The organism is Streptomyces sp. NPDC014006, assembly GCF_043088925.1.
Classification (GTDB): Bacteria; Actinomycetota; Actinomycetes; order Streptomycetales; family Streptomycetaceae; genus Streptomyces.
Window position 1 is genome coordinate 30,198 of the sequence record NZ_JBICAJ010000023.1, and the last position, 20,976, is coordinate 51,173.

A 20,976-nucleotide genomic window follows, 5' to 3' on the forward strand; every position below is an offset into this window, starting at 1 on the left:
TGCAAAACCACCCGGGGCCACTAACACCCCCTCTTGCGTGTCCAAAACCCAATGCGGGGGGCCCCGCGCCCCCCGCGGGGTGGCGGCCCGCGGGGTCCCCCGCCCCCCCACCGCCGGTGAAATCCGGCTCTGCCGGCACGGACCCCCGACTCCGTCCCTGTGGCGCCTCAGTCCCTCCTCGCCGACGAGGCCCAGACGAACGCCTGGCCCTCAGCCGTGCGGCTCAGCGCATGCGATAACCGGTGGTGCGAAAGAAGAGCCCCGCCGTGATTCTTTTAGGAATTCTTAACCAGAAGCTATCCAATACCCAAACCTCCTGATCGAGTCTTTACTTCTTTGATCAAGGGATTGACATGGACATTGCCGACCAAGTGGTGGCGTGACGTCACAAAGGCCCCCGCGCAGAAAAGTTGACGCGTGCGTCGGCCACTTACTGTGTCCCTGCTTCCCTGAGGCCGCCTTTTCGGCCGATGACGACTGACAGGAATCCGATGCACATATTTCGCGCGAGAATGCGCCGCAGAGCGACCGGCGGGAGGATGCTGCGCGGCGTCATTTCCTCCGCAGTCACGGCCGCGATAGCTGCTGGGGCCCTCGGAGCTGCACCCGCCGCCCACCGGCACGCCCCGACGGTCCCGCACACCCAGCCCGTCCCGGTCCATCCGGTCACCTCGCACTACCACCGCCCCACGTCTCTGCCCACCTACCGCACCCCGGCGCCCGACTGGCCGGTGGGCACGGCCGAGGTCGCGGTGCCCGCAGCGGTCCCGGACCCCGCGAGCCAGGCGAAGTCGAAGCCGAACGCGAAGACGAAGGCCGCCGGCGGTGCGGCGACGGCATCGCGGAAGGCGGCACAGGCCGGAACCCTGCCCGTCTGGTTGAGCACGGACTCCCAGAAGGCCGGTGGGACGAAGGTCGCCGTGCGCGTCGTTCCGCAGCAGACCGCACGCGCCACCGGTGTGAACGGCCTGCTGCTCACCCTGACTCCGGCTCAGGCGACCAGCGGCCGCCTGCACGTCGCCCTCGACTACCGTGGATTCACGCAGGCTTTCGGCGGTGACTGGGCCTCCCGCCTGCACTTCGTCGAACTTCCCCCCTGTGCTCTGACCAGCCCGCAGCGGCCGGCCTGCCGTACCGAGACCGCGGTTTCCTCGGCCAACGACACCCGTGCCGGCCGCCTGACGGCCGGCATCACCAGTCCCGCGCCTGCTCCCACAGCCGACAAGCGCCCGTCCTCGAAGACGTCCACGACCTCGGCGATGACACCGTTCGTGCTCGCTGCCGTCTCCTCCGGCAGCGGTGGTGGCGGCGACTTCACCGCCACCTCGCTCAAGCCCTCGGGATCGTGGCAGGCGGGCGGCAGCACCGACGCGTTCACCTGGTCCTACCCGATCACCGGACCCAGCGTCCCCGGCGGGCTGGCCCCGAAGCTCTCGCTGGGGTACGACTCGCAGAGCGTGGACGGTCTGACGTCGTCCACCAACAACCAGGCGTCCGTGGTCGGTGACGGCTTCTCGATGCCGAGCAACTTCGTCGAGCGGTCCTACGCCTCCTGCCACGACAACCCCGCCGGCACCACCAAGACCTGGGACAACTGCTGGTCCGCCGACAACCAGCTCACCCTCTCGCTCAACGGCACGACCACCACCCTGATCAAGGACGACTCCACCGGCACCTACCGGGCCCAGGGCGACTCCGACGAGCGCGTCGAGCGGCTGACCGGCGCGACCAACGGCGCTCAGAGCGGCGAGTACTTCCGGGTGACCACACCGAACGGCACGCAGTACACGTTCGGCCTCAACCAGCTGCCCGGCTGGGCGTCGGGCAACGCGACCACCAACTCGGTGCTGACCGAGCCGGTCTATGCCACCGCCTCGGGCCAGCCCTGCTACAACACCACCTGGGCCAGCTCCTGGTGCCGGCAGGGCTACCGCTGGATGCTCGATTACGTGAAGGACACGCACGGCGACGTGATGTCCTACTTCTACACGCCGACCACCGCCTACTACGCACGCAACCTCGGCAAGACGGCCGACACCTCCTACGTGCGCGACGCGGTCCTGCAGAAGATCCAGTACGGCCAGCGCGACGGCTCGGTGTACTCCACCAGCCCGGCCGCCCAGGTCACCTTCACCTACAACGGCCGCTGCAACACCTCCGCCACCGGCTGCGCCACCTCCACGCTGACCAGCACCACGGCGTCCAAGTGGCCGGACGTGCCGTTCGACCTGAACTGCGCCAGCGGCGCCTCCTGCTCGACCAACTCCCCGACGTTCTGGACCGAGAACGAGCTGACCGGCATCCAGACCCAGGCGCTGGTCGGCACCACCGAGACGAACGTCGACTCCTGGGCGTTCACCTACTCCTTCCCCGCTACCGGGGACGCGACCACGCCCTCGCTGTGGCTGAACTCGGTGACCCACACCGGCCAGGACACCTCCGCCGGCGGCTCCACGGCGGCGATCCCCATGCCCCCGGTGACCTTCTCCGGCACGCCGCTGTCGAACCGGGTGAACCTGACCGACGGCTACCCGCCGATCACCCGCTACCGGCTCAACACCATCACCACCGAGACCGGCGGCATCCTCAGCGTCGGCTACTCGGCTCCTGCCTGCGGCAGCGGCACCCCCAGCGACGCCAGCCAGAACACCTCGCTGTGCTACCCCGGTTACTGGACGCCCAGCGGGCAGACCAGTCCGATGCTGGACTGGTTCAACAAGTACGTCGTCACCACGGTCACCCAGCAGGACCCGACCGGCGGCGGTGTCAACGACACCATCGTCACGCGCTACCTCCCCGTGGGCACTCCGGCCTGGCACTACGACGACAACCCGCTGACCCCCACCGCCCAGCGCACCTGGAACCAGTGGCGCGGCTACGGCGGGATGAAGGTGACCACCGGCACCGCGCCCGACCCGGCCACCGAGACGGACTACACCTACTTCCGCGGCATGGACGGGGACACCCTGCCGGCCGGCAAGACCCGCTCGGCGACCGTCACCGACGCGCGCGGCGATCCGCCGGTGACCGACTCGGCGCAGTACGCGGGGCTGACCTACGAGGCGATCCTCTACAACGGCCTGAACAGCAAGGCGGTCGTCAACGACACGGTCACCGCCCCGTGGAGCAGCGGCGCCACCGCCACGCACGCGCTGTCCGGCGGGCTGCCGGCGCAGAAGGCGTTCCTGACGGGCCAGAGCGACGTCAAGGTCTTCACGCCGCTGGCGTCCGGGAGCACCCGGGAGACCGAGACCGCCTACACCCACGACTCCCGCGGCCGGGTCACCAAGGTCGACGACCAGGGCGACGTCTCCACCACGGGCGACGACCTGTGCACCACGACGACCTACGCGGACAACACGTCGTCCTGGATCCTCGACCTGGTGGACGAGACCAGGACGGTGTCCGTCGACTGCTCGGCCACACCGGCGCTTCCGGCGGACGCCATCAGCGACAAGCGCGTCTACTACGACGGCTCCGCCGCACTCGGCGCCGCACCCACCATCGGTGACCCCACCTCGACCGAGCAGGCCACCTCGTACAACGGCTCCACCCCGGTCTACTCGACGATGTCGTCGATCCACCCGGACGTGTACGGACGGCCGCTCACCAGCACGGACGCCGACCAGCGGAGCACCACGACCAGTTACACCCCGACCACCGGCGCCGCGCCCACCTCCATCGTCTCCACCGACCCGATGGGTCAGACACTCAGCCAGACCTACGACGCGCTGCGCGGGGTGATGCTGACCCAGACGACCGCGGCCGGCTACGTCACCAAGGCGCAGTACGACGCACTGGGGCGCATCACTGCCGTGTTCCGGCCGGGCGTCACCGCCGCCGCCACCAAGTACAGCTACACGCTCGCCGCCGACAAGCCGAGCTCCGTCGTCACCCAGACCCTGAACGACGACGGCACTTACCGCAGCAGTGAACTGCTGCTGGACGCGCTGCTGCGGGCCCGCGAGACGCAGGTCTCCACCGCCGACGGTGGCCGGGACATCACCGACACCGTCTACGACACCAACGGGTGGGTGGTCAAGACCACCTCTCCCTACTACACCACCGGCGCCCCCAGCTCCACGCTGGTGCAGGCGCAGGACGGTGACATCCCCTCCGAGAGCGGCTTCACCTACGACGGCGCCGGCCGCAAGACCGTGGCCACGGCGTACGCGCTGGGGACGGCCACCTGGAACACCACCACCGTCTTCGGCGGCAACTTCACCACCACCGTCCCGCCGAAGGGCGGCGTGGCCGAGACCTCGATCACCGACGCGCGCGGACACCGCACGGATCTGTACCAGTACCACGCGGGCGCCGCGGCCGACCCGGTCCACGACTCCCCGTCGGACTACTCCGACACGCACTACACCTACTACCCGGACGGTCACCAGGCCAGCCAGACCGACCCGGCAGGCAACACCTGGACCTGGACCTACAACCTGCTCGGCGACCAGGTCGCGGCAACCGACCCCGACTCGGGCGGTTCCTCGGCGACCTACGACAACGCCGGCCAGCTGCTGACCACGACGGACGCCCGCGGCGACCAGGCCAGCTACAGCTACGACAAGGACGGCCGCAGAACGGCGGTCTACGACACCACCGGCAACGCCACCCCGTCCACCGCCAACCAGGTCGCCTCCTGGACGTACGACACGCTCAAGAAGGGGTTCCTGACCTCCTCGACGTCGTACGCCATGGGCACCGGCAGCGCCTCGGTCACCAACGCGGTGCTCGCCTACACCAGCATGGGCAAGGTCGCGGCGTCCAAAACCACGCTGGCCAACCTGCCGAGCAACCTGGCGGCGCTGGCACCGTCCGCCGGCTACACGGAGTCGTACACCTACAAGACCACCGGCACGCTGGCCACCCAGCAGGAGCCGGCGGGCGGCGGACTGTCTGCCGAGACCGTCAACTACGGCTACGACCAGTACGGTCAGCCCACCAGCGTGGCCGGTTCCGGCACCAACGCCTGGACCTACGTCTCCGCCGTGGGATACGACGAGTACGGCGACCCGCTGCAGTACTCCATGGGCCCGTCCACCAGCTGGGTCGACCTCACCCTGCAGTACGACCCGCAGACCGGTCAGCCCACGGACGCCAAGACGACGGACTCCAGCAGCAGCACGGTCGTCGACGACACCAGCTACACCTGGGGGAACTCGGCCGTCTCCAAGGGCGCCGGACTGCTCACCGCCACCACCGACAGCCAGAGCGGCGGCTCCACCGTCGACACCCAGTGCTTCGGGTACGACTGGGCAGCCCGCCTCACCGCGGCATGGACCGCCACCGACAAGTGCGCCGCCACGCCCGCCACGGGCAGCAGCGCCACCGTGGGCGGCCCCAACCCCTACTGGCAGACGTGGACGTACACCGCCGACGGCCAGCGCCTGACGCAGACCGACCACGACACGGGCGGCAACAGCGCCGACGACACCACCACCACCTACCACTACCCGACCGCGGGCTCGAAGACCGACCAGCCCCACACGCTGGGCAGCACCACCTCCACCGGCCCCGCCGCCACCGCCAACACGGCGTCCTACCAGTACGACGCCTCCGGCAACACCACCACGATCCAGGGTGGAGCGCTGGGCGACCAGACCCTGACCTGGAACCACCAGAACCGGCTGGACACCGACACCACGGCGTCCGGCACCACCGGCTACCTCTACGGCCTCGACGGCAGCCTGGTGCTGCGCACCGACCCGACGCAGGCCACGCTCTACCTGGGCGACGAGGAACTGGTGGAGAACACCACCACCCAGGCGCTGAGCGCCACCCGCTACTACCGCGTGAACGGCACCGTCGTCGCCTCCCGGTCCAGCAGCGGTGACATCCAGTACCTGATCCCGAACCGGCAGGGCACCGACTACCTGTCCATCGACTACCAGACCCAGGCGGTGACCCGGCGCCAGTACCTGCCCTTCGGCGGCACCCGAGGTGCGGCTCCGGCCACCTGGCTGGGCGACAAGGGCTACGTCGGCGGCTCCACCGACACCGCCACCGGCCTGGTCAGTCTGGGCTTGCGTGAGTACGACGCGCAGACGGGCCGGTTCGTCAGCCGTGACCCGCAGCTCGAAGCCTCCGACCCCTCGCAGCTGACCGGCTACGACTACGCCGCCAACGACCCGGTGACCGGCAGCGACCCGACCGGGCAGAGCTGGTTCAGCTCCCTGTCCAACGCGGTCTCCAGCCTGGCGGACACCGCCTCGCAGGTCATCGACCGGACCAACGCGCCGATGGCGGCGCTCGGGTTCGGACAGTTGCTCCTTGGTGCGGGCATGGACGCCCTGGGCGGCGCCCTGTGCGCCACGGGCATCGGCGCGCTCGGCCCGGGCGAGGCCCTCATCCTCGCGGGCTCCGCTCTCGCGGTGACCGGCTCGGCCACGGTGGCCACCGCGGTCGCGGCCCCGAACGTCGCGTACGCCGTACAGAACGGCGACGGCGGCGGAGGAGACGACGATGGGGGCGACTCCGGCAGTTCGTCCGAGGATGAGCCTAGCCGGGACGAGCAGGCACAGAAGCTGGCCGATGAGCACAAGGCCAGGGGACGCGAGCAGCAACTCACCCTGGACAACGCCTACCGCTCGCTGGACGGCGCTCCAGAGGGAACCCGGGCTCGGATGATGCCCAAGGAGAACGAAATCCGAAACGTCAAGGGTGCCCAGAACCCTGACCTGGAATACCTCGACCAACAGGGCAACATCGTCGGCTACGGCGAAATCAAAACCATTTCGAAGGCCGACCAGGACGACTTCAACGGCCAGCTCAGCAAGGCCGTCAAGCAACTGCGCTGGCGCCAGGACAACTTCGGTACGGACGACGTGAACGAGATCTTCATCCAGGTGCCCGACCTGGCCGATCCCCCGGCGGTCAGGACATGGGTCCGCAACTGGAAGAATTCCCGCCAGGCGCAGGGAAGGAGCCTCGGTAAGTACCGGGGGTACAGGCTGCGGGTCTACAGCGAAAGCGGCAGGAACCTCGGCAGTTACGATCTCGGCACGGACAATGGGGGAATGCCTGAGAACGGGGGGTTGGGGATCGGCGGGGCCTGATCCCCGGGCCGCCCCTCTGAAAGAGGCTGAGCCTTTCATGGCCGGCCCCGCGCAACTTTAGAACCCCATACCTGTAGATTGGGACAGGGGCGGACGCGTGCTGTCAGGCGCTTCCGCCCCTGCTCTCTCCGAAAGGCTCCTCTCTTGTCTTCCGCTCTCTATCGAGTACGCGAGTCCTTTTCCGAGGCGCCGAGCGCGCTGTCACGAGCGCGCTCGGTCATGCGCGACCTGGCCGACTGGAACGGCCTCCCCTGGCCGCAGTTGGAGGCCGTCACCACACGTGAACAGTTCCTGCACGCACTGCGCACCTTCGGCACCGGACGGATCGCCGGGGCGCGCGACCTTCCCGACCTCGACTCGTTGCTGGCCGAACTGTCAAGGCGCAACGTTTCGTTCGACCGCAAGGAGCCGGGCTCCTTCTTCGTGGCGGAGATCCAGCTGCGGCCGGACCTCGCTGATCTGTGGCCGTTGCCCGAAGGCGTGACCTTCAGTTTGAGCCTGCTTCCGCCCTTCGGCGATCCTGACAGGGAGCTGGAGGACGACTGCACCGAAGAGGAACTGGACCGAATGGTCGCCGCTCTCGGGCCACTGACACTGAACGTCAGCTGGGACTGTGGCTGGCGCGGGCTGCCCGAATCCAAGGACTGCGGCGTCCAGCTCTGCCTGAACAGCGTCTGGGCCGGACAGCACGCCGAGCCGGCATCCGGTGAGTTCGGGGTCTATGTCTCCCTCGGTTCCCGTGTCGCCTGGACTCCGGCCGGCGAGGCATGGCTGCGTGACTCGGGCTTGCCACTGGGCGAAGCCCAGACGGGCTGGTAAGACATCGCGGTCATGACGCCGACGCCCGCCGCACCCGTTGTCGGGGCGGCGGGCGTCGGCGTCGAAACGTCCTCGCTGCCGGTCAGCCGATGGCGATCACCGGATGGTCGCCGGGGTCGATCCACTTCAAGACGCCGGTCATGAAGGAGGAGGGGACCGCGACGCAGCCGCCCGTGGGTCCGGCCTGGGGGCCGAGGTCGTGCAGGAAGATTCCGGCGCCGCGGCCCTTCACGGCGGGGCTCGTGTTGAAGTCGATGACCAGCGCGTTGTGGTACTGGGTGGGGTAGTCGATGAGATGTTCGCTGCCGTCGTCCCCGGACTCGGTGAGGTGGAAGCCGCCCTGGGTGTCGGTGCGCATCTGGTTGTAGTAGGCCGAGGTGGGGTCCTCGACCCACCAGTCATGGCTGGTGACCTGGTGGTACGGCATCTTCGTGCCCGGGTTCGCCCCTACGCCGAAGCCCTGCGTGATGGTGTAGGTGCCGGTCGGGGTGGTGCCGGTGCCCTGCTTGCGGGTGGCGCCGTCCGTGATGCCGTGGGCACCGACGCGGGCGCCGGTGGTGCTGACGACCTGCGACCAGCCGCTCCGGGACTTCTGCCAGAGCGTGACGGTGGCATGGGTGCCGTTCGCTTTGACGGTGATGACCTGGGTGGCCTTGCCGACGGTGACGGGTACCGGGAAGGGGGTGCTGCCGCTGACGCTGTAGGAGCCTGCGGGGAGCGTGAGTCTCTCGCCGGGGTGGATGACGTAGGGCGAGGCGATGTCGTTGCCCTTCGCCAGTGCCTGCCAGCCACCGGGAACGTGCTCGTGGGAGGCGATACCGGAGAGGGTGTCGCCGCTTTCGACGGTGTAGCTGCTGTGCGGGGTCTGCGTGGCGGCGTGCGCGCTGACGGCGCCGATCAGGCCGGCTGCGGCGGCCGCGGTGCCGATGGCACCGCCCGTCGCCGCTCGGCGTATCACGGGTGTGCGGGGTCTGGCGTGGCGGCCACGCGGGTTGGCAAACATGTCGGGCGAACTCCAGTCTGGGCTATGGGGTCCGGGGGCATGGGGTGCGAGGACGGCTTGCCCCCGCACCCCCGTCCGGCGTCGGCTACGGGATCTGGTCGTACAGCGCGGTCACCTGGTTGGCGGTGAGCGCGTAGTCGTACAGCCGTGCACCACTGATCTCGCCTGGGAAGTAGTCGCCCATCGAGCCGTTGTACTGGGCGGCGCCGGCGTTCAGGGCCCCGGCGGTCTTCCACGACGACATGCCGGTCGCGGTGCTCACCAGACTGCCGTTGACGAAGAGCTGTGCCGTCTTGGCGGCGGCGTTGTACACACCGACGAGGTGGGTCCAGTTTCCGGCGGAAGGCGTTCCACCGCTGGCCCCCTTGAAGGCCGGCGCGGTGGTGTCTGCCGAGGTGAAGACGAATGCCCACTTGGGCGACCCGGAGTTGGGGTCGTACTTGAGATAGAACGGGCTGTCGGTCGTGCCGTTCACGGAGAACGCGGTGGCGTTCCTGCTCGACGTGGTGGAGAGCTTGACCCAGGTGGAGAGGGTGAAGCTGGCCGAGGTGTCGAAGACCTGGGTGTTGGCGCTGGCCGCGTAGTCGGTGGTCCCGTTCAGGGAGAGCACGGTGCCGCGGGTGGCGTCCGTGGCCCAGGCGGCCGAGTTGGTGAGGGTGAGCGGGTTGTTGCCGAGATTGGGGTCGGCTCCCGCGGCGTTCAGAGTGTTGAGCGTGTCGGTGGCCGCGGTGTCCGTGGCGACGGGCATGCCGTTGCCGTCGTCGAAGTTCCAGACGTCCTCGGGTGACAGCAGTGCGGTGCTCAGGGCGCCGAAACCGGGCAGCGAGAGGTTGACGTGGTCTCCGCTGTCGGCGGCGGCGGACAGTTTCTCCTCCCCGGTGGTGGTGTCGGTGACGGCCACCGCGGCGTCGAAGTCGGCGAAGTACACGGCGGGTGTGGCCCAGGGATTGCCCAGGTTCATGCCACCGAGGAAGGCGTTGACGTCGGTTCGGCTGGCGTCGACGGTGCTGGTGCACGGGTCGTTGGGCGTGGCGCCGTCCCCGGCGAAGCCCTCGCACGGGGTCTGTGAGGTCAGGACGACATTGATGCCCCAGCCCTGGAGCTGCTGGACCAGGGCGGTGTAGCCGTCGGCGTCCAGGCTGTCACTGGTGGCGCCGGCGAGCAGGTCCTCCAGACCCTCGTCGACGATCACGGTGGTGACCCCCGGCTGGTCCAGGATGTCCCGGTCGAGACGGGACAGGGCCGCGGGCCCGCCGACGGTGGTGCCGTTGTACGTCTCGGGGTTGTCGGCCATGAGCTGGTTGGACTCGATGCCCTCGGCCAGGACCCCGTACGGGCTGGGTGTGGAGGGCTCGGCGGCGGTCAGCGCGTCGGAGACGCGGGAGCCGTTGGAGTTGGGCAGGGTCGTGTTCGGCTGGAAGGGGTCGACGAGGTTGTCGCCGAGCACCGCCTCGGTCGGTACGTTCGCGGACTGCACGTCCAGACCGGTGACCAGGTCCGTGAAGTTGCCGTAGGCGGCGGCGTTCGTGGTGAACGGGGTGGCGCTGGTGCTGGTGGTCAGGTCTCCGGAACCGACGGAGGTGACGTATTCGTAGGAGCCGTTGGCGTAGGAGTGCTGCACCAGGTACGGCACGGAGTTGGTGAGCTGGTAGGAGACCAGCAGGTACTGGCCCGCGGTCACGGTGAAGGGCAGCGGGTCGCTGTACGCCATGCCGCCCTCGGGGATGGTGAGCGACTGGCTGCCGCCGAACTTCAGCGTGGTCGGTGTCCCGGACGGTACGGAACCGATCGCGGCCGGCGTGGAACTCAGCGCGATGGTGGCGTGGCCGATGGAGAGTTTGCTGGTGCCGAGCGCGTTGTCGAGCTTGACGCGGACGGTGGAGCCGGAGACCGACGGCTTCAACGCGATACGGAAGGTCTGGTTGGAGAAGTTGCCGCTGTTCAGCAGGTTGTAGTTGCCCTCGGTGGCGTTGGCCCAGGCGCCGGTCCAGGCTGTGCCCGTCGGCGCGGCGGCGTAGGTGCCGTTCGCCTCGGAGGTGCCTGCGGTGGTGTTGCGGGTTCCCAGGGAGAAGATGTGCAGCCCCTGCTGGTGTGTCCGGACGGCGGCGCTGACGTCGGGGAGCGTGACCGACGTGATCGTCTTCGACGCGTCGACCGGCACCGAGAAGGCGTACAGGCTTCGGGTGGCCGTGGTCTGGGAGCTGCCGTTGACGTGCGGGAGCGAGACCGCGGAGATCGGGCCCGCGGCGCTCGACCAGTCCGGGACGGTCAGGTCATAGCTGGTGCTGGTGCCGTCCGAGTAGGTGATCGTGCCGCTTGCCGCGCAGGAGTCGGCCGGATCGGTGCCGTTGAAGCAGTACGACCCGCTCACCGCCGTGCCACTCGGCACGTACGGGGCGGTGTCGTCACCGTCGATCGCTCCTGGACTGCTCATCCCAGCCCAGGTCGAGGTGGCCAGGAACACCAGGGCGTTGCCCGAACCGGAGTAGGTGACGGTCTGGTTCGCGGCCAGGACGTTGTCCTTCTGACCGGATCCGAAGCTGGGCAGGGTCAGGGTGGCGCCGTCGACGGTGACCCGACCGCCGCTGCTCCAGCCGGCGCCCGCCAGGTCGGTGGCGGAGAGGCTGTGCCCGCCGCCGTCCAGGTCGGCCTGGCTCATGTTGCTGTCGGAGCTGACGCCCACGTTGTTGTAGCAGGCCGCGAGGCTGGTGCAGGTGGTCCGGGCATGGCCCGCCGCGATGAAGGGGTAGGCGAAGTCGCCGGAGTCGTCACCGGCGCCGTCGACCGCGTACACGTAGAGGGTGTGCGGGCCGGGGGACGGCGGGGTGACCTTGACGGTGGCCTTGTTGCTGCTGGCGGTGACGGTCTCGGAGGCCGGGGGCGCGCTGGTGGGAGGCGGGACGTCCAGGTTGTAGACGAACTTCACGGCCGTGGTGCCGGAGCCGTCGATGTCGAACGTGCCTGTGGTTCCCGCCGCCGCGCCGACGGCGGAGTCGATGTCGTCGGTGTTCGGGTAGAGGCTGTTCTCCGACGTCACCGACGGGGTGTCCGGGGCGGTGGGCTCGGCGGTGAAGTGACAGGTCGGCGACTTGCTGTAGGACGTGGTGTCCATGCCGTCGGTGACCTTGACGTCCCAGTCCACCGTCTTGCCGTTGGTCAGCGAGGAGATGAAGGACGCTGGCAGGGAAACGGTGGCGTAGGTGCCAGATGCCAGGTTGTCGCCGCTGGTGAGCGTGTACTTCGTGGTCGAGCCGTCGACCCAGTACTGGAAGGTGGCCTGGAGCTTGTCGCCGTTGGGGTCGGAAACCTTGGCCTTGAGCACCGGCGGCGTGGAGGCGATGGTCTTGCCCATGTACGGGTAGGGCGAGGTGGTGTCGCAGCCCGCGCGGTCGGCGCCGGAGACGGCGGACATGGTGGACGCGCTCGGGTTGCTCGGCGCGTTGTTGTAGAAGATCTGCAGCGTCGGGTTGTGATCGAAGCGCTTGAACCCGAGGTCGTTGCGGGAGGACTCCATCGAGTCCTCGCTCAGGGTGGCGGTGAAGGTGCTGGAGTGCCCACTGGCCGCGCTCTTGATCGGGGTCAGCACATTGAACCCGTTTGTGACGCTGCCATTGCCGGAGCAGTAGGTCGGGTTGTAGGCCGGGCCGAAGGATGCCGAGGTCGAGTAGCTGTTGTAACCCGGGCGGTTGCTCCAGTCGGTGCCGGAGCCGATGCCCTTGGACCAGTGCAGGTTCACCGTCGCGGTCGTCGAGCAGGACGCGGAGTAGACGCTGGTGGCGTCCACCTGGGCGCTGTGGATGTCCGCGCCCCAGATGGTCTTCGACAGGCTCCACTGGTAGATGGCGTGCTCGTCACCGGTGTTGCACGAGCCCTCGGGCCAGCCGTTGTAGCCCACGCCCAGGTAGCCGTTGTCGGCGAGCGATCCGGTCTGGTTGTAGAACGAGTTCCCCGGGCAGCCCTGCTTGACCTCGTCGAAGGCGGGCTTCTGATAGTCCGTGGGGTGCCAGTTGACCGACGGGTCGACGTACACCGGCCACACCGTGTCCTTGGCCGTGAGCATGGCGCGGTCGGGAACCAGCGTCAGTGATCCGGCGGCCACCGTCGCGCGGACGGGCGCGATGCGGGCGGCCAGCCCCGGGTGCGCGGCGTCCGAGGCGTCCGAGGCTACCTTCGCGTCGGCCGACCGGTGGGGACTGGCGGGCAGAGCCCGGTTGGAGTCCCACTGCATGGCCGTGGGGGCGTCGGCCACCTGCTTCCCGTGGCTGTCGCTGACCGTCAGGCCGCCGTCTGCCTTCCGCTGCAGGTGGCCGCCCCGGACGGTCGCGGCCAGGCGCAGCGCGGCCAGCCGGGGGTTCTTCGCCGCGGCGGCGGAGTGGACGACCAGGGTGTCACTCAGACCGCCGGCGGGGGTGGCGGCCACCTTCAGGTCCACACCGGGCAGCACGGACGCATAGGTGGCGGTCGCCCCGGTCACGTGCGGCCTGGGCAGGGCGGAGGGCCAGGACAGGGACAGCGAGACCTTGCCGGAACGGGTGACGGCCAGCGGGCCGGTGCCACCGCCGGAGAACGCCACCGTGCCGTAGGCGGTGGCCTTCGGCCCCCAGCCGCCGTCCTTGTGGTGAACGAGGGTCAGGTTCACCGGAACCCAGTGGCCGGCCTGCTCGGTCCGCACGGGAAGCGGATTGGCGGCCATGCCGAAGCGGCCGTCCGGAAGGGCTTCGACCTGGGTGGTGGGAGTGGTCAGCGAGGACACCACGACGGGCCTGCCAGTGGCGCGGGCCCGGACACCGGCGGCCTGCATCGCGGCTCGGTCGGCCGGTGTGGGGCCGTAGCCGCTCGGGAGCGGTGTCAGATCCTTCGGGGCGGCTTCGTGGCGGCCCGTCGGAGCACTGGTGCCGGACATCACGAGCCCGTGACCGCTGGGTGGGGCGCTCTCGGCGGCGAGAGCAGGCTCCGCACCCACTGTGCTCACCGCCAGCACCGCAAGGGCCGCCAGCGCCGCGCGCTGTCTTCTGCGGCGCATTCTCGCGCGAAATATGTGCATCGGATTCCTGTCAGTCGTCATCGGCCGGAAAGGCGGCCTCAGGGAAGCAGGGACACAGTAAGTGGCCGACGCGCGCGGAAACTTTCCTGTGACGGGGCATTTGTGACGTCACGCCACCACTTAGTCAGCAATGTCCATGTCAATTCCTTGATCAAAGAAGTAAAGATTCGATCAGGCGATCTGATGACCGGATAATCGAATGGCTAAGAGCTCGCAAAACGATCAGAGGGAGTCCTCTCCAAGCACGGCGGCCGAATCCATGCAGCGGACCACGGGCGATTAGGAGGGATCCAGGACGCCATCACGACGACTCGGCTGACCATGCCCACGATGGACGTTGGCTCTCACCCCGTTGGCGCCGGGCCCCGAACGACGATTCACTCCTCCGAGTTGTACGCCCTCCCTCTCACCGCCCTGGTGCGGGCGAACATCGGCGGCGCGGCCACGCGCGTCGCGTGCGCACTCCTGCTGGACGGCACCCGGTGCGCCGAGAGCCGATGCGCCGACTCCGCACCGATCAGAGTCTTCCCCGAACCCGTGGCGGCGATGACCTGCGTTCGCAGCCCCTCGAGCGGCATACGGCCACCGGACGGCGTGCCGCGAATCCTCAACACCCCATCCACTGCCTCAACCTGATGCGGACGCAACTCCATGACACTCATTCCCACTACTCACTTTCTTGTCCAGGAGCAGTGTTTGTGATCAGTAGCGGGTGTTCTGGCCTGGGTTGATCAGTTTGGTGTGTGGCTGTGGTCAGACGGTGCTGGTGTTCCAGTAGCCGTGGCGAGCGTGGGCGGTCGTCCTGGGCTGGGGGTCTGATCTGCAGGTTTGTTCAGGTGGCGGGCGTGGTGATCAGGTCGTGTCATCTGCATTGCGTGTTGTGCACTTCTGGTGGTGGTTGGTATGGCGTGGTGCTTGGCGAGGTGCCTGCTTGAACTGGGCTGCAGTGCCTGGACGTTGACTCACTCCTCTCGTCCTGTTGACGATCAGGCGATTCCAGGGCTTCGGGTACCTGTCTGTGAGGTCGTCTTGGGTCACAGGCTGTCGGCCCAGGAGGGGATCGGGTGGGTGTGGACGTCGCCGAGTGCGAGGTGGAGGGGGCCGAGGAGGCGGTGGGCGAGGCTGGGGGAGAGGTCTTCGATTGCGAGGGCCGCGGCGGCGAAGCACACGGTTTTCTGTTCGTCTGACGATCCATAGCCCGTAGGGGATCTCGGTGATGAGCGGCAAGTAGTCGGCGCCTGATGCATGTGGTGCTGCGCGGTGCCACGGCTGCTTGCGGCGCCGCAGCGGTACACCGGGTGTTTCCTCGATGAGGATGCTGCGGCGGTCGCGCAGGGAGGCGGCGTAATCGACCGGGTCGTCTTGGAAGCCGCGGCCTGAAGGGCGTGTGATCTTCCAGCCCCAGTCGGCCGGCAGACGGTTCGGGTCCACTCTCGTGACTGTCCAGTCTTCCCATCCAAGGCCAGGCACTGATCCCCCTCCGCGGCGATTCCGAAGCCCCATCTTGGAGCATCCCGGAGCGGGCGTGCCCTGCGGACGCCAAGGAAGCGCATTCGGGCACCGGGGGAGGTGATGCGGGGCGGCAGTACGCCGGACATGCCTGCTGTGTCAGCGCCGTGCGGAGCCTCCGCTGGGGCTCCGACCGGCGGTTCACGAGCGTCTCAGCCGGCCACCGTGGCTAACTGAGACGCCCGGCCACGGCTGGCAAAGGTCATGCCCGCTGTGTTGTCGCAGGACGCAGTTACGACGGCACGCGCGCACCAGGAGATGCGTCGTGGGAACACATCTGCACTGACTGCGCCCAGGGTGTCATCACCGCCGTTGTCATCGACGAGCGCTTCCACAGCACCGGCCTGGGCGTGCGCTGTCACACCTACGGTCCCGCCACCCGGGGCTGACCTGGCGCAGCACGCTGAGCAAGCGCACCACCCGTGATCTCCTGCGCCGGATGCGCATTCTCACAACCACTTCTGCCACGCCCTGCCCCCACGTTCATCAGGCACTCTCCGCCCCGGCCGGCCCGATACTCACCAGCGGCTGACCTCAACGGTCAGCGGTCACAGCGCACCTGTCGGCGCAGCAGGTCATGGATGCTCTGTCGTCGTCGCGCCACTTGGTGAACTGGTACATCGCCGCGCCGCGCGGCGGAGCCGGCATGGGTGAGGGGTGGCAGGGCATCCGAGGTGAAGGGGGTGGGCCGACCGCGCTTTCGGTGCCGCTCGTCGACGTCAAGAACCTCTTAGGGGTGAGAAGGTGAAGGGCTTTCGCAGCTTCATCCTGCGCGGCAACGTGGTCGACCTGGCCGTCGGCATCGTCATCGGGGCGGCGTTCACCGCCGTGGTGAACGGCTTCGTCAGGGCCTTCCTGACCCCACTCGTCGGGCTGGCCACCGGCGCCACGGGCGACATGAGCCGCAAGACCTTCACCGTAGGCGCCACCAAGTTCCCCTACGGCGCCTTCGTCAACGCGGCGATCAGCTTCTTCCTCCTCGCCAGCGCCATTTACTTCCTGGTCGTGCTCCCGATCAACAAGCTCCACGAACGCCTCGCCCCGCACCAAGACGTCCAGGCCCCCAAACGGGACTGCCCCGAATGCCTCAGCCCCGTACCCGCCCAGGCCCGACGCTGCGCCTCCTGCACCGTCTCCCTGCCCGCCGTACCGGCTCAGGCCGGAGAGACAACCCAGCGCGCCGGGTGACTCGACCTCCATGGCCCGGCCTGGGCTGCCGGGCACGTCCGTGGTGACGGGAGTTACCGACGGCATCCGATGCCGAACCGGCTGCTTGGCTTCACGGCCGGCACCGAGCCCGACGACCACGACCTGGGCCGGTCACGGGGAGGCTTCATCACCAGGATCGGCCTGGGGCCTGCGAACAAGGCCAACGGCCGCTGTAGATGGTTGGCTTGAGTAACACGACGACCACCTGCACCGGCGTCGCGCACAGCCTGTCCATCGGGGAGCTGTGGCTGCCCGCGTCCCACTGCGACCGCCTGCTGATCAGCCCTCTACTTCCACGGCCCCGGTCTGGAGAAGTGCCCGCTGGCCGACGGACACGCCCGCACTCTCTGGGTGTTGCCGGTGACGGCGGCCGTGATGGAGTACCTCCGCACGCGCGGTCACGAAGCCCTTGAACGGCTCTTCGGCGAGTACGCGATCGTCCCGACCGACCCGCGGCGGCCGTCCGTCTGAATCTCGCGGGCACGGTCCCGGCACCGGCGACAGGCGGGGCCCCGCTGCGCGGTCGACGGCATGGAGGGGGCGTTACCGCGCACGCGCGGTCCGCCGTTCACCCACAGAGCGGCGTCGCGGCGTCGCCCGCCGGCTCCTCCAAGAGGCGGAGCAGGAAGAGGACGGGATGGGGATGTCCTCGTACGGGGTAGGCGAGCGGGACGACGCGGGCGGTCCGGCGCGCTGCTTGTAGGAGGTTCGACGTATGCAATTCGACGACGATGCTGCTCTGGACACGTCCGAGGTCGCGGACGGGCGGGGAGGTGCGCTGGGCGGGATCCCGGGCGGCGGCAAGACCATCGGCGGGGGACTGGTCGGGCTCGTGGTGCTGGTCGCGTCCGTGCTCTTGGGTGTCGACCCCGGCATGTTCGGCTCGGGCAGCAGCGACTCGTCCTCGTCCGGCAAGTCGGCCGCGGACCTCGCGTCGGACTGCCGGACCGGTGCCGACGCCAACCGCAAGGAGGAGTGCCGGATCGTCGCCGTGGTCGACAGCGTGCAGGCATTCTGGAAGCAGACGGAGACAGCCGCCGGCAAGCCCTACCAGCAGGCCCCCACGTTCCTGTTCACCGGCAGTGTGAACACCGGTTGCGGGACCGCGACTTCCGACGTCGGCCCCTTCTACTGCTCAGCCGATGACAAGGTCTACCTCGACCTCGGCTTCTTCAACGACCTGAGCAGTAAGTTCGGCGCCAAGGGCGGTCCGTTCGCCGAGGCCTACGTCATCGCGCACGAATACGGCCACCACTTCCAGGACCTCAGCGGTACGATCTCCCGCGGCAGCGGAAAGGGCCAGAACAGCGGCTCGGTGAAACTCGAGTTGCAGGCGGACTGCTACGCCGGAGTGTGGGCCCATCACGCCACCACCACCCCCGACCCCAAGAGCGGTAAGCCACTGGTCACCGACTTGACGAAGGACGACATCAACCGCGGGCTGGACGCGGCCGCCGCCGTCGGAGACGACCGTATCCAGCAGCGCTACCAGGACAAGGTCACACCCGACACCTGGACCCACGGCTCCGCGAGCCAGCGCCAGCAATGGTTCTCCACCGGCTACCGATCCGGCCGCGTCGCCGACTGCAACACGTTCAGCTGACCACGCTGATGTGCGATGAGCGACAGGGCGGGGCCCTCGGTCATCCGACCGTGCGGGCCGCCTGCTCGACGATGCGGGTGACGGCCTCGGGGCGGGATACGGATACCGCGTGTGACGCGTCGATGGTCGTCGTGCGGGCATGGGCGCGGGCTGACATGAAGCGCTGGGCAGCCACTGGGATGTTGCGGTCCTCCGTGGTCACCAGCGACCAGGAGGGGATCGTCTTCCAGGCGGCCTTGGTGGACTTCTCCTCCAGGGCGGCGGCAGCGATCGGACGCTGCCCTGCAGCCATGAGCCTGGCCTTGTCTTTCGGCACGTCTGCGGCGAACTGGCTACGGAACTTCTCCGGCTTGATGTACACGTCCGCGCCCTGATCACCGTCGGGCAGAACGTAGTTGACGGATTCGACGGCTTGGCCGAGGGTGCTGCCGGGGAACTTGTCCGTCAGTCCGATCGAGCTCTCGCCCACGTCCGGCAGGAACGCCGCGATGTAGACCAGTGCCTTCACTTTGCCCTCGAGGCCCGCGGCGGCCTGGCTGATGACGGTGCCGCCGTAGGAGTGACCGACCAAGACCACGGGCCCGTCGATGTGGTCGAGGACGCTGCGCAGGTAAGCGGCATCGGTCGCCGGACCACGCAGCGGGTTGGCGGCGGACACCACCGGGTAGCCCGCACGCTGCAGCCGGGCGACGACACCGTCCCAGCTCGCGGCGTCGGCGAACGCTCCGTGTTCAAGCACGATCGTCGGACGTACGGGGTGGTGGGGCGTAGCGTCGGCCGCAGCGGGCAGGGTGACGGCGGCGACGGACAGTCCGACGGCCGCGGTGACACCGAGCAGCGCGGATCTGCTGCCCGGACGGACGAGGCGGGTGTTGCGCATGTGTGAATCCTTCTTGTTCGATGGATGGTGCTCGACGGACCGAAAGGCGATACAGCTGGGTACGTCGAGAAACGGGGGGCCCGGTCGCTTCGCCGGTACCTGGTCGACGTGCGTCCGTCTGCGTCATGTGAGCAGCGCGGATCGGAGCGCTGGTGGGCGGCAGCCGACAGCGGCCCGGAGAGCGGCTGCCGGGCTGCGGCCCGAGGGTGATCCTGAGGCTTCGGCCTCGCCCGTCCACCGGGCGAGGAGCGCCGTCGTCCTGTCCTACGAGGGGGCGACCGGACCGGTTCATCCGCCGGCGGACTGCTCGTTCGCGGACATGGATGGCGGTGCGACGTGCCGCGGGCAGCGGCTTCCCGACATGATCGAGCCTATGGCCGAGGTGGTGCCGTAGCCCTCACTCTTCGTGACGATTGCCGCGTCGCACCGTGGGGTGCGGAAGCTGCAACCCGGATGAGGGAGCGAGCTCCCCTCCAGCCGGATGACGGCCGCTCACTCGCGTTCCTGGGCAATGTTTTCCCAGAACATGGTCCATGTGCGGCGCCAGATCATGAGTGCTGCGAGTGCGTCGGTGTCGAGGTGGATATAGAGCCGCTTCCCGGAGCGTGTGGCGACGGCGCGAGAGTTCTTGAGACGGTTGACGGCACGTTCGACGGTGTGCCACAGCGCCGCGCGCGGAGCCTACGGCTACACCTCAGCCGGTACGCTCAAGGACTTCGTAGACATGCCTGAGGTAGCTGTGCGTGCGCTCCGAGCCGAGGATCCCGTCGCCCACCCGGTTCATCGTGTACGAGAACGTGACGCGCCGGTCGAGGTCCATCATGACGATCGAACCGCCCCGACCGACCCAGAAGCAGATCCTCCCGGTGGGCATGTGCGGCATCGTCCTCGGATCGGCGAGTGCGTAGCCCATGCCCCAGCGGACGGGAACGCCCAGGAACAGGTCGACTCCGTCGGCCTGTACGTCGAACACCTTGTCCACCGTCTCCTCGGAGAGAAGCCGGCGGCCGTTGACCTGGCCGCGGCGCGAGATGACGGAGAGCGCTCGGGCCAGGCCACGTGCGTTGCCGTGTCCGTTGACGGCTCCGAGTTCGGCGGAGCGCCACTGCGGGGTGTCGACGTGCTCGTCACGTGCGGGGCTTCCGAGCAGCGTCCTGGTGAAGATCCCCTCGGGATCAAGACCCGTGGGTATACCGCCCAGCTGCGAGGGGGCCACCAGATCGGCGATACGCGGCCAGTCGGCCCGTCGCGCGCCGATCTGGACATCAGCTTGCGCCGGTTCGGCGATCTCGGTGGCGACGAACTCCGTCAGGGTACGACCACTGGCCCGCCGGACAAGCTCTCCCACCAGTTGCCCTTGGGTCTGCACGTGGTAGCCCGAAGCGGAGCCCGGCTCCCACCAGGGTGCCTGCGCGGCCAGCCGGGCACTCGCGGTAGGCCGATCGTAGAGATCCTCCATGGAGAAGGGCTGCTCCCAGCCGGAGAGTCCCGAGGTGTGAGCCAGGACGTGACGCACCTCGATGTGCTCCTTTCCCTGGGCGGCGAACTCGGGCCAGTAGTGCGCGACCGGGCGGTGCAGATCCAGCGCGCCCCGGTCGACGAGGATGAGAGCCGCGAGATTGGTGAGGGTTTTCGTGGTCGACCACATACTCACCAACGTGTCCCGGTGCCACGGAACGGTCCGTGCTTCGTCCGCGTGGCCACCCCACAGATCGACTTCCATGACCCCGTCCACATCGACGGCGATCGACGCCCCCAACTCCTCGCCGGCTTCGAGGTGCGCCCCCAGCACCGCTCGTACCGGTTCGAATCGGTCTGTGCTCGTTCCCTCGACACCCATGCTCTTCTCCA

Annotated in this window: 11 protein-coding genes; 5 read left to right on the forward strand and 6 right to left on the reverse strand. The window is 68.6% G+C overall.

Going from position 1 to position 20,976, the window contains the following annotated elements; all coding sequences use genetic code 11:
• Positions 1-703: 703 nt before the first annotated feature.
• On the reverse strand, positions 704-886 hold the full coding sequence (locus ACF1GV_RS40230; protein ID WP_391691773.1) for a hypothetical protein: 183 nt from the start codon (positions 884-886) through the stop codon (positions 704-706).
• Here ACF1GV_RS40230 and ACF1GV_RS40235 point away from each other — a divergent pair.
• Positions 879-7,058: an RHS repeat-associated core domain-containing protein gene (locus ACF1GV_RS40235; protein WP_391691776.1), complete on the forward strand. Its 6,180-nt coding sequence runs from the start codon at positions 879-881 to the stop codon at positions 7,056-7,058. The two genes, ACF1GV_RS40230 and ACF1GV_RS40235, sit on opposite strands and share 8 nt — an antisense overlap.
• Positions 7,059-7,277: 219 nt before the next feature.
• On the forward strand, positions 7,278-7,877 hold the full coding sequence (locus ACF1GV_RS40240) for a hypothetical protein (protein WP_391691778.1): 600 nt from the start codon (positions 7,278-7,280) through the stop codon (positions 7,875-7,877).
• An 82-nt stretch (positions 7,878-7,959) separates the two neighbouring features.
• Here ACF1GV_RS40240 and ACF1GV_RS40245 read toward each other — a convergent pair whose 3' ends face one another.
• The 3 genes from ACF1GV_RS40245 to ACF1GV_RS40255 all read right to left on the reverse strand — a co-directional run bounded on the left by ACF1GV_RS40245 (position 7,960) and on the right by ACF1GV_RS40255 (position 14,586).
• The gene (locus ACF1GV_RS40245) at positions 7,960-8,835 is read right to left on the reverse strand and encodes a L,D-transpeptidase family protein (RefSeq protein ID WP_391691781.1); all 876 of its coding nucleotides are present in this window, start codon (positions 8,833-8,835) and stop codon (positions 7,960-7,962) included.
• Positions 8,836-8,965: 130 nt separating this feature from the next.
• The gene (locus tag ACF1GV_RS40250) at positions 8,966-13,852 is read right to left on the reverse strand and encodes a LamG-like jellyroll fold domain-containing protein (RefSeq protein WP_391691784.1); all 4,887 of its coding nucleotides are present in this window, start codon (positions 13,850-13,852) and stop codon (positions 8,966-8,968) included.
• Between the two features lie 449 nt (positions 13,853-14,301).
• Positions 14,302-14,586, reverse strand: a complete 285-nt coding sequence (locus ACF1GV_RS40255) for a DEAD/DEAH box helicase family protein (protein WP_391691787.1) — start codon at positions 14,584-14,586, stop codon at positions 14,302-14,304.
• Positions 14,587-14,988: 402 nt separating this feature from the next.
• On the opposite strand from ACF1GV_RS40255, the gene ACF1GV_RS40260 reads away from it, so the two are divergent.
• From ACF1GV_RS40260 to ACF1GV_RS40270, 3 genes are all read left to right on the forward strand, one after another.
• A complete protein-coding gene (locus ACF1GV_RS40260) occupies positions 14,989-15,111 on the forward strand; it encodes a hypothetical protein (protein WP_391691790.1) in 123 nt (40 codons plus the stop codon).
• Between the two features lie 1,066 nt (positions 15,112-16,177).
• On the forward strand, positions 16,178-16,621 hold the full coding sequence (gene mscL, locus ACF1GV_RS40265; RefSeq protein WP_391691793.1) for a large conductance mechanosensitive channel protein MscL: 444 nt from the start codon (positions 16,178-16,180) through the stop codon (positions 16,619-16,621).
• A gap of 736 nt (positions 16,622-17,357) precedes the next feature.
• The gene (locus ACF1GV_RS40270) at positions 17,358-18,245 is read left to right on the forward strand and encodes a neutral zinc metallopeptidase (RefSeq protein ID WP_391691796.1); all 888 of its coding nucleotides are present in this window, start codon (positions 17,358-17,360) and stop codon (positions 18,243-18,245) included.
• 40 nt (positions 18,246-18,285) lie between these two features.
• Here ACF1GV_RS40270 and ACF1GV_RS40275 read toward each other — a convergent pair whose 3' ends face one another.
• The gene (locus tag ACF1GV_RS40275) at positions 18,286-19,125 is read right to left on the reverse strand and encodes an alpha/beta fold hydrolase (protein ID WP_391691799.1); all 840 of its coding nucleotides are present in this window, start codon (positions 19,123-19,125) and stop codon (positions 18,286-18,288) included.
• Positions 19,126-19,819: 694 nt separating this feature from the next.
• Positions 19,820-20,965 (reverse strand): serine hydrolase domain-containing protein, encoded by a 1,146-nt coding sequence (locus ACF1GV_RS40280; protein ID WP_391691802.1) that lies wholly within the window; start codon positions 20,963-20,965, stop codon positions 19,820-19,822.
• Positions 20,966-20,976: the final 11 nt, after the last annotated feature.

Bases quoted from the DNA above. Each gene is read 5' to 3' on its own strand.
- ACF1GV_RS40275 (WP_391691799.1), bottom strand. From the start codon at position 19,125: ATGCGCAACACCCGCCTCGTCCGTCCGGGCAGCAGATCCGCGCTGCTC.
- ACF1GV_RS40240 (WP_391691778.1), top strand. From the start codon at position 7,278: ATGCGCGACCTGGCCGACTGGAACGGCCTCCCCTGGCCGCAGTTGGAG.
- ACF1GV_RS40280 (WP_391691802.1), bottom strand. From the start codon at position 20,965: ATGGGTGTCGAGGGAACGAGCACAGACCGATTCGAACCGGTACGAGCG.
- ACF1GV_RS40270 (WP_391691796.1), top strand. From the start codon at position 17,358: ATGCAATTCGACGACGATGCTGCTCTGGACACGTCCGAGGTCGCGGAC.
- ACF1GV_RS40255 (WP_391691787.1), bottom strand. From the start codon at position 14,586: ATGAGTGTCATGGAGTTGCGTCCGCATCAGGTTGAGGCAGTGGATGGG.